The organism is Methanospirillum sp., assembly GCF_035560735.1.
Lineage (GTDB): Archaea > Halobacteriota > Methanomicrobia > Methanomicrobiales > Methanospirillaceae > Methanospirillum.
This window is the reverse complement of record NZ_DATMYY010000011.1, coordinates 1-9707: the sequence shown is the minus strand read 5'-3', so window position 1 is coordinate 9707 and position 9707 is coordinate 1. Positions and strand designations below refer to the sequence as shown.

General features: G+C 48.7%; 9 protein-coding genes. 4 read left to right on the top strand and 5 right to left on the bottom strand.

Translation table 11 applies throughout. The annotated features are described in order from the left end of the window. Window positions 1-104: 104 nt before the first annotated feature. From VN429_RS00290 to VN429_RS00280, 3 genes are all read left to right on the top strand, one after another. Window positions 105-1316, top strand: a complete 1212-nt coding sequence (locus tag VN429_RS00290) for an NAD(P)-dependent malic enzyme (RefSeq protein ID WP_325628536.1) — start codon at window positions 105-107, stop codon at window positions 1314-1316. 212 nt (window positions 1317-1528) lie between these two features. Then, a complete protein-coding gene (locus VN429_RS00285; protein ID WP_325628534.1) occupies window positions 1529-2797 on the top strand; it encodes a nicotinate phosphoribosyltransferase in 1269 nt (422 codons plus the stop codon). A 39-nt stretch (window positions 2798-2836) separates the two neighbouring features. Next, a complete protein-coding gene (locus tag VN429_RS00280) occupies window positions 2837-3655 on the top strand; it encodes a methyltransferase domain-containing protein (RefSeq protein ID WP_325628532.1) in 819 nt (272 codons plus the stop codon). Window positions 3656-3666: 11 nt separating this feature from the next. On the opposite strand, the gene VN429_RS00275 is transcribed toward VN429_RS00280, so the two are convergent. After that, window positions 3667-4290 carry a LysE family transporter gene (locus VN429_RS00275; protein WP_325628530.1) on the bottom strand — a complete coding sequence of 208 codons (624 nt, stop codon included), beginning with the start codon at window positions 4288-4290 and terminating at the stop codon, window positions 3667-3669. A gap of 261 nt (window positions 4291-4551) precedes the next feature. Here VN429_RS00275 and VN429_RS00270 point away from each other — a divergent pair, with 261 nt between their 5' ends. After that, the gene (locus VN429_RS00270) at window positions 4552-4824 is read left to right on the top strand and encodes a hypothetical protein (RefSeq protein WP_325628528.1); all 273 of its coding nucleotides are present in this window, start codon (window positions 4552-4554) and stop codon (window positions 4822-4824) included. A gap of 72 nt (window positions 4825-4896) precedes the next feature. On the opposite strand, the gene VN429_RS00265 is transcribed toward VN429_RS00270, so the two are convergent. From VN429_RS00265 to VN429_RS00250, 4 genes are all read right to left on the bottom strand, one after another. Continuing rightward, entirely contained in the window at window positions 4897-5313 is a 417-nt protein-coding gene (locus VN429_RS00265; protein ID WP_325628525.1) for an STAS domain-containing protein, read from the bottom strand. A 190-nt stretch (window positions 5314-5503) separates the two neighbouring features. Further along, a complete protein-coding gene (locus VN429_RS00260) occupies window positions 5504-7318 on the bottom strand; it encodes an ABC transporter ATP-binding protein (protein WP_325628523.1) in 1815 nt (604 codons plus the stop codon). Beyond that, on the bottom strand, window positions 7315-9126 hold the full coding sequence (locus VN429_RS00255; protein WP_325628521.1) for an ABC transporter ATP-binding protein: 1812 nt from the start codon (window positions 9124-9126) through the stop codon (window positions 7315-7317). The genes VN429_RS00260 and VN429_RS00255 overlap by 4 nt, the downstream gene beginning before the upstream one ends. Before the next feature lie 114 nt (window positions 9127-9240). Further along, on the bottom strand, window positions 9241-9549 hold the full coding sequence (locus VN429_RS00250; protein WP_325628519.1) for an MscL family protein: 309 nt from the start codon (window positions 9547-9549) through the stop codon (window positions 9241-9243). Window positions 9550-9707 lie beyond the last annotated feature (158 nt).

The window sequence follows — 9707 nt, the reverse complement described above, 5'->3', positions numbered from 1 at the left end:
ATCCAGTTGACTGTAATATTACCCCATAATTGATAATATTTGTCCCGCCTATTCTCTTTTTGCTGTGCGAAAGATTCTTGCATTCTGAACCGGACTATGAAGATATGGACGGGGAGAAAAAATCAGAAATCGGACGAGAATCATTGGCTCTGCATGCTGCTCATTCAGGGAAACTTGAGATCAGATCAAAGGTCCCGCTTGCAAGCCGGGATGACTTGAGCAGAGCATACACACCAGGAGTTGCAGAGGTCTGCCGGAAGATTGCAGACGATCCGGAAACAGTCTGGAAATATACCCTGAAGTCAAATACTATCGCAATTATCTCTGATGGAACAGCGGTTCTTGGTCTTGGAAATATTGGTCCTCTAGCTGGAATTCCGGTTATGGAAGGAAAGGCAATTCTCTTCAAGGAGTTTGCAGGTGTTGATGCATTTCCAATCTGTCTTGATGCAAAAAGTGAGGATCTGGTCAGGATCATCCGGAGTCTGGCTCCTGTCTTTGGAGGGATCAACCTGGAGGATATCGCTGCACCAGCCTGTTTTGAGATAGAGGAAGAACTCCAGGATCTTGGTATCCCGGTGATGCATGATGATCAACACGGGGCAGCAGTGGCAGTTCTCGCAGCAATAATAAATGCCTGCAGGGTTACAGGAAAGTGTTTTGAGAATCTGAAAGTGGTTGTCTGCGGAGCAGGGGCTGCGGGTTATGCGATATGTCGCCTACTCAAGTGCATCGGGTACGACACTCAATCCTGTACTCCGGTCAAAGAATTGATCGCTTGCGATACATCTGGTATCATTTACCGGGGCCGGCCAGGACTGTACGAAAACAAATACAAATTCATCCTCGGGGACGAGACGAATTCAATACACAGAACCGGAACCCTTGCTGATGCAATGAGAAGTGCTGATGTTTTTGTCGGGGTCTCGGTTGCTAACCTGGTGACACAAGAGATGATCAGGTCCATGGGGTCTGATCCGATTGTTCTCTCTCTTGCAAATCCAGTGCCTGAGATCATGCCAGATAAGGCCAAAGCAGCAGGGGCTGCAATCATTGGTACAGGTAGGAGTGATTATCCAAACCAGGTCAACAATGTCCTTGCCTTCCCGGGCATTTTCAGGGGGGCTCTTGACGCAAGTGCCACCCGGATCACCGATGAGATGAAAATTGCAGCTGCACACGCAATTGCAGAATGTGTCTGTGATCCTACCCCTGAACGCATCCTTCCTGATCCACTAGACCGGGGAGTTGTACCTGCGGTTGCTCAGGCTGTGAAAAAGGCTGCAGTTGCATGTGGGGTTGTCAGAAATACATGAGTATTAAAGCTTCACAGACCTCATCCTAAAATATGCAGCCAACAGAGAAGCAGTCGAAAGTTCATCCCCCTGGAAGTGGGGGACTCTTACTGTAAATTCACAAATTCGGATCTGTCACCACTATCATTGATCATGGCATACATTTCCTCATATATCATAACCGGACACTCACATCCTCGTTATGTACCACATGGACCTGGTGAACCCTGAATATGTCAACCGCATTACTCACTGATCTCTACGAACTGACCATGGCACAGAGTTTCCTTCAGCATGGCAAAACCGGCAGGGCTGTGTTCTCCATCTCGGTCAGGTCAATGCCAGACGAACGAAATTTTCTTATCTCCTGCGGACTTGAGAGTCTGGTCCAGTGCCTGACCACCTTTGCCTTCTCTTCTGAGGATATCTCTTACCTGCGATCACTGGACCGATTCACTGAAGAATTTCTCTCCTGGATCTCAACGTTTAGGTTTTCAGGAGACGTCATTGCGGTTCCGGAAGGGAGAATCGTTTTTGAGAGCGAGCCACTTGTCAGAATAGAAGGGCCACTGCCGGAGGTACAGATTCTTGAGACAATCGCCCTCAACCTGATCCATCACCAGACTGTCATCGCTTCAAAAGCTGCTCGGATGATGGCTGTGAGCAGAGGACACGGTCTTGTGGATTTTGGTCTTCGAAGGGCTCACGGACCGGAAGGTGGAGCCTACGCAGCCCGGGCAACGTACATTGTCGGCTTTCTTGGAACATCGAATCTGGAAGCAGGAAACCAATTTGAGATCCCTGTCTCAGGGACAATGGCACACTCATATGTTCTTGTTTTTTCATCTGAAGAAGAAGCATTCAGATCATACATTCAAACATTCCCAGACGACCCGGTTCTCCTCATAGACACCTACGATACAATGAAAGGAGTCGCAACTGCAGCAAAACTTGCTCTGGAAGGACTCCCGGTTTCTGCTGTCAGGATTGACAGTGGTGACATTGCAAGTATTGTGCCAAAGGTAAGGCAGTACCTGGATGATCATAACCTCAAAAACATCCGCATAATCGTTACCGGGGGGGTTGATGAACATGATATCGATCGGTGGCTACTGGCAGGAGTTCCAATCGACTCATTTGGAGTCGGGACCAAACTGCTGACATCATCTGATGTTCCCTTCCTTGACATGACATACAAACTGGTAGAGTACGAGGGAAAACCCAAATCAAAAACCAGTCAGGGAAAAGTGACCATCCCTGGCAGACGGGAAATTTACCGGTATTATAACAGTGAAGGTGTGATGGATCACGACGAGATTGTAACAGAAACTGAAGGAATACCTGGTGAAAAACTGCTGGAGACGATCATCAGAAACGGAAAATCAACAGGGATTGACATCTCACTTAAGCAAAGCAGGGAACGGTTCAAGGAGGATTTCAACAGGCTTCCGGCTGTGATGAAAGGACTCAGTAAAAACCGGTACCCTGTAATCATCAGATAATAAGAAACCTTCTCTATCAAGTGCTACAACGGGTAGTTGATGAGTCAGTCTGCATATGTTCACGGATACTCTGATCGTGAAGCAGAACGCCTGTCTGACCAGGCAAATACCCTTACAGAGATCCTCCATCATGATACCAGGTTTCCACCTGGGAGTCTCGTTCTCGAAGCAGGATGCGGTACCGGTGCCCAGACCGTTATTATTACATCACAAAATCCGGATTGCAGGTTCAGATCAATAGATATCTCCCAGACATCACTTGACTTTGCTGAGGAACGACTCAGGAAGGAAGCAGGCTCCTGTATCAGTCAGGTTACTTTTGAGCAGGGAGACATCAGAAATCTCCCATACGATGACGAGACATTTGATCATATCTTTCTGTGCTTCGTACTCGAACACCTTCCTGAACCTGGCAATGCCCTCAAAGAGCTGAAACGCGTTCTAAAATTTGGGGGATCAATCATGGCAATTGAGGGAGATCATGGATCTGTTTATTTTTATCCTCCTAGTCAGGCTGCCATTGACGCCGTTCAGACCCAGATAGAACTGCAGCACCGTTCAGGCGGAGATGCATGCATCGGGAGGAGACTCTATCCACTCCTGACAGAGACCGGTTTTTCAGATGTCCGGGTCACTCCACGGATGGTATATGTTGACGCAAGTAAACCTGAATTGGTAGACGGATTTACCAGAAAAACATTTACTGCAATGATTGAAGGAGTTCAGCATAATGCAGTCGCTGCAGGATTGATCTCAAACGAGCGGTTTGAGGAAGGAATCCAGAGTTTATATAGAACCTGTGAACCTGAAGGCGTTTTTTGTTACACATTCTTCAAGGCAGCAGGAGTAAAATCCTGATCGTGTCTTTTTCACGCCTGTTTAAAAATTCCAGACACAACAAACCAGATCCCAAATATCATCAGAACAACGCCGCATGCATAGAGGATATATTTGTACTCACGATCACCCAGCAACACTCTGCTTTTATGAATACTTACTGAAACCAATGTGAACCAACTGAGATCAGATAACCAGTGTCCAAAGATGAAAGCGATAAGCCCTGCAAGACCGCTAGCCAGAGAACTTATCAGAAGGGCACTGCCTACTGAAAACCACCAGATCCAGAAGTACGGATTTGAGATGCTGGTAATCAGCCCGGCAACAACTGGAGAGCCTGATCCCGACGTCGGGGAGACCAGGGAAAGAGTGGCACCCCTGGCTGATTGAACAGTCAGAACTCCAAAAACAAACAGGGCAGTACCCCCCACAACTGCAATCAGGAGTGATGAGCTAGCTGGAAGAAAGGGTATCCCTGCTGCAATCAGGATCACAACAAGAAGTTCTGCGAAGATGTGACCACAGGTGACCTTAGGCCCACTCTTCCAACCCTCTCTTATGGCTGACTGAATTGTTGCAATCAAGGTAGGTCCGGGTGCAAGAGCTCCGGTAAGACCGATTACAAACCCGAGGACACCCAGTTCAACTAGAGACATGTGAGGTTGAATTGTTGATCATAGACAGATAGATACTAACCGATTAGACTAGCAGCTTGCTTCTATGGAGACCAGGGAAGGAAATATATAAGTATATCCCAATGGGATCAATGAAATGCGCGGCCAGACCAGGGAAGCAGATCAAAAACCGGAATTTAAGAGTTTTTTTTAGCCGCGATCAGGGAAGGAGATCATAGGGAGCCTGTTAAAACTCAAGTGGCACCGCATATGGTAAAGGTAAAACCACTTAGCTTCATAGGTATGAAGGTCCAACCACATGCTATGGATCGGATCACTAAGTTCCTTATCCTCCTGGTTGCAGCACTGGTGCTCGCACCCGGATGTTTTGCAGCAGAGAACGCTACTGCATCAGATGCAGCAGGCAACACCACCGAACTCGTTAAGGAAGTTGCAAACGCAACCCTTGATGCAAACAACACCACCGTTGACGCTTCAATGAACCTGACCAATGTCAGCCCACTTAAGGCAACCGCTGGTGCAAACACTTCAGCTGCTAACGCAACCACAATTTAAATTTCAAGTTGTTACAGCAGGTAGTCAGGATCTTGTATTCACAGGATCCGGTCTACAAATATTTTGTTTAACTTATTTCTCAATATTCTGCATTGCAGAGACTGCTTCTTTTGCTGTAGGGTACACAGGAAAGATTCGAAGGAGTCCGGATACCTGCAGAACCTCGTGTACTACATCATTCAGGCCACAAACACTTATGCTGCCGTTATCAGGTTTTACTGCTTTAGCAGCTTTCAGCATGGCACGAAGTCCAGAACTTGCAATATATGGCGAATCGGTCATATCAATCACGATGAACCTCATCCCTTGTTCAATACCTTCTGTGAGAGCAGTGTCCAGATCAACAGAGTGACCGGTATCTATCTTACCAAATGGTCTGAAAACCCAGACATTCCCATCATACCAGATGTCTATCGGCATACAGTCTCCCATCTCATCACGAATAAGGTAAGAGACAGTATCTCCTTTTAAGCGATCATTATCGGTCATAATATTACACCGGATTGAGAGCCGATTTGAAGACAGGCCAGACTCCCCACATAATATTTCCCGTGATTCTTATTCTGCATACCGAAGAAGAGAGTGATTAGAAAGGGGTTGAGACAGATCGTATAGCCCGATTTATTAGACACACAACAAAAATTGAATACTATTTTTTCCCTATACCAACCTGGCTCAATCAGGCAACCCCGGTTATGGAACTGAGTTTTCCCCTGAACTGGCTCATGTAGAGATTGTAATAAAATCCCTGTGCAGCCATCAGATCATCATGGGTCCCACGTTCTACAATCTCACCATGGTTTATCACCAGGATGCAATCTGATTTGCGGATAGTCGAGAGACGATGAGCAATGATAAATGATGTTTTTCCCTGCTGCAGACTGAGAAGCCCGGACTGAATCAGTTTTTCAGTGCGGGTATCCACATTGCTGGTTGCTTCGTCCAGGATCAGCAGACGTGGCTGCGAGACCATAGCCCGTGCAATGGTAAGCATCTGCCTCTGACCCTGTGAAAGGTTTGAGCCTCCGTCATTAAGGAATGTATCAAAACCTTCAGGCTGGGCCATGATGAACTCGTATGCTCCTGCCTGTTTTGCAGCCGCGATACACTCATCATCAGTAGCATCACCACGGGCATACCGCAGGTTCTCCAGAATGGTGCCAGAGAAGAGGAATGGTTCCTGGAGAACCTGGGCGATCTGGATCCTGAGACTGTCCTGTCCAACCTCATCGATCCTGACTCCGTCAATGGTGATCGATCCTGACTGGATATCGTAATACCGGGTCAGGATATTGATGATGGTGCTCTTTCCTGCCCCGGTCGGACCGCATAGGCCGAATACCTGGCCTGGAAGAGCTCTGAACGTATTTTTCTTCAGGACAGTTCTACCGGGAACATATGCGAAATCAACAGCGTCAAACTTCACATCTCCATCAACCAGAGGCATCGGTTTTGCTTCAGGGAGATCTGCAACCACCGGCTGTTCGTCAAGGATCCTGAACACCCGTGCCGCTCCTGCGCTTGCCCCGATGATCAGGGCATACTGTGAGAATATCTGCGAAAGTGGAGAGGAGATGTTTGATGAGAGACCGAGAAATGCAACCAGTTCACCGAGTTGGATATGTCCTTCCATCACCATGGCACCACCGACGATCAGAAGAAGGATCATCTGCAGATTTGCCATGATCGTTGCAGCAGGCATGGATGTGAGTGCAACAAACTGGGCCCGGCCACCGGTCCTGGCAACAATCCCTGATAGTTTTGAGAATCCCACGCCGCTGCTTCCCTGCTGATTGTATGCGATCGTAACCTTCTGGCCTGCAAGCCGCTCCTCTGCATACCCGTTCAGCTCACCTAGGAGCTCCTGCATCCTCTCAAAAGCCGGGCCTGATATCCTTGCGATGGTGGATGAGATTGCCAGCATCCCGAAGACCGCCAGGTATACAAGAAGGGTGAGAACCGGATTTATCCAGAGCATCACAAGGGTGAGAACGATGATCGTGGTAACAGACTGGAGAACCTGCTGAATCCCGTTTGAAAAGAACTGATCGATAACATCGGTATCGTTCGAGACCCTGCTCATCAGCTCGCCGATCGGCTGGCGATCAAAGAAACTGAGAGAGAGTGTCTGCATATGGTTGAAGAGATCGGTTCTGAGGGTGTAGAGACCCTCCTGCGAGATCTTTGAGAGGAGATGCTGGGTCAGATGCCCGAAGATCCAGAGTGCAGCGGCATCGATGATGAAGTAGACAAGGACCTGTCTGAGATCCTCCAGTGATCCATGGCCTGCGATGATATTCGTTGCATATCCCATAAGGGCAGGAAGGATTCCCATGGTGACTGAGAACCCGATCATGAAGAGAATAGCCAGGGCGAGTCTGAACCGGTACCTCGTCAGGTATGAGAGCAGCCTGCGCAACGTCAGCCCTATCGATTCGTACTGGTCATTCTGATCTGTACCGGAGACAGAGACAGGTTTTGGAGTCATTGTCATGATGCATTCCTCCCTGACTGAAGTCCACTCCCGAGTTGTGATTCATAGATCTCCTGGTAAAGAGGACTTGAGGAGAGGAGTTCTGCATGTGTCCCGGTCGCCTCAATTGTTCCCTGGTTCATAAGGACAATCCGATCAGCGGTGATGACCGAACTGATTCGCTGGGCCACGATGAACTTGGTTGTGCCAGCCATCATGTCAGTGATCGCATCCTGAATCCGTGCCTCGGTGGCAACATCGCAGGCACTGGTGCTGTCATCAAGAATCAGGATCTTTGGTTTCTGTGCAAGGGCACGAGCGATCGAAAGCCTCTGACGCTGGCCACCGGAGAAGTTGGAGCCACGCCGGGCAACCTTTCCATCATAGAGTTCAGGAATATTCTGTACAAACCCGTCCACATCTGCTGAACGGGCTGCCACGAACATCTCATCATCGGTCATGGAAGGTTTTCCAAACCGGATCGTCTCGCTGATTGCACCTGAAAAGAGGACAGACTCTTGGAGACAGACACTGACCATGCTGCGAAGTGTTTCCAGGGAGATGGAACGGACATCTACGCCATCGATGGTGATACGACCACCGGTGACGTCATAAAATCTGGGAATAAGTGAGACCAGCGATGATTTGCCACAGCCGGTTGCTCCCAGAAACCCGATCGTCTCACCCGGCTTTGCAACCAGGTTTATACCGGTAAGGACCTCACCTTCAGGCTCTCCATCAGCATTCCGGTACGCAAAGGTGACATTCTCAAACTCCACACGACCTTTTACCTGATCAATGCTGATTACAGCAGGATTTTCAGGTTCACTCACCTCAGGAACCGCATCAAGGACCTCAAAGATCCTCTTCAGGGATGCGTTTGCCTGGGTGATAAACGGCAGCACAATCGCAATGATCAGAAGAGGCATCATGAGGATGAGGATATACTGTGCAGCCGATGTCACATCACCGATCATAAGGCCTGTCCCTTCGAGAACCTGCATACCTCCGAAGTAATAGACTGCCCCGAACCCGAGGATAGCGATCGCAAACACGGTAGGCATGAGATAGGACATGACCATCTGCGGCCTGACAGCCGCATGCTTCAGTCTCTCTGCAGCCTGCCCGAACTTTGTGATCTCATACTCCTGCCTGACAAATGCCTTGACCACCCTGATGCCGGTCAGTGTCTCCCGAAGGGCTTTGTTCACGCTGTCAATCTCTGCCTGTTTGCGGGAGAAAGCAGGCTCGACTATAACAAAGTACACAACCAGCAGAACAGTCAGAAGCACCAGAAGTACAACCATTATCCAGACAAGGGCAGGAGCCATGGCAGCCATGATGAGGACAGTACCGATCAAGAGGAGGGGAGCCTGCATGAGGTTCATCACTGACTGCTGTATCGCAACCTTGATATTCTGAACATCTGTTGTCAGCCTGACAAGCAGATCACTGGATCTGAACCTGTCGATGTTCCCGAATGAGAGGGTCTGGATCTTTTCAAACTCCCGGGTGCGCAACGTGTGGGCAGAATATTCTGATGCCCAGACCGCGATCGCTGCATTTCCGATCTGGCATGCTCCTGCAATGACCGCAGCCAGGAGCATGAGAATCCCGACATCAAGAGAGTATGAGAAGTTGTTCTTCATGATCCCGTTGTTGATCAGATCGGCAGAGAGGGCAGGAATGGCAAGAGTGCCCCCGGCAACCACGATATTGAGCAGAATTGAGAAGAGAAACCACCGCTCGTATCCATGAAACACTTCATAGAGGCGTCTGAAATTTGATATTGTCATTATGCCAGCTCCGGTGAGATCATCAGATACCATCCTCCGGCAGCTAACTATTTAAAATAAACCGAAAGGCCAGAAATTGACACCGGCAGGGTGAGCAAAAACAGCAGTATGCCGGGTGTCAGAAAACGAAATTTGTGAGTGTAACACTCACTTCTTCTCTACCTTCTCTTCTGCCATTACATACTTTGCAATCATGAAGACAACGAAGGCTACCACGATGAAGTTGATACATTCTGCGGCGAATGGACCGATCCCAAGATGAACAGGTCCAAGGTTGAGGGTGGAAGCCTTCCAGTCGCCGGATGGTACCAGAACACCCACAAAGGGCATGATAATATTATCAACCAGAGACTTAACAAGGCTCGTTGCTGCAACGCCCATGATGAACGCCACAGCCAGTGCAACTACCTTATACTCCTTGAGAAATTCCAGAAATTCTCCTATAAACCCGGTCATGTGTACCCGGCTGGGGTTTGAGTCCAATTATCATGAACCTTTCGCCAACTGACTGGTTACAGGCGGGGCTGTTGCTGTGTCGCACAGTGGAATGTGCCATACCCTTCGATCATGGCACGGGCATATTAGATAGTATAAACTCTCCAACTTCATCTAAT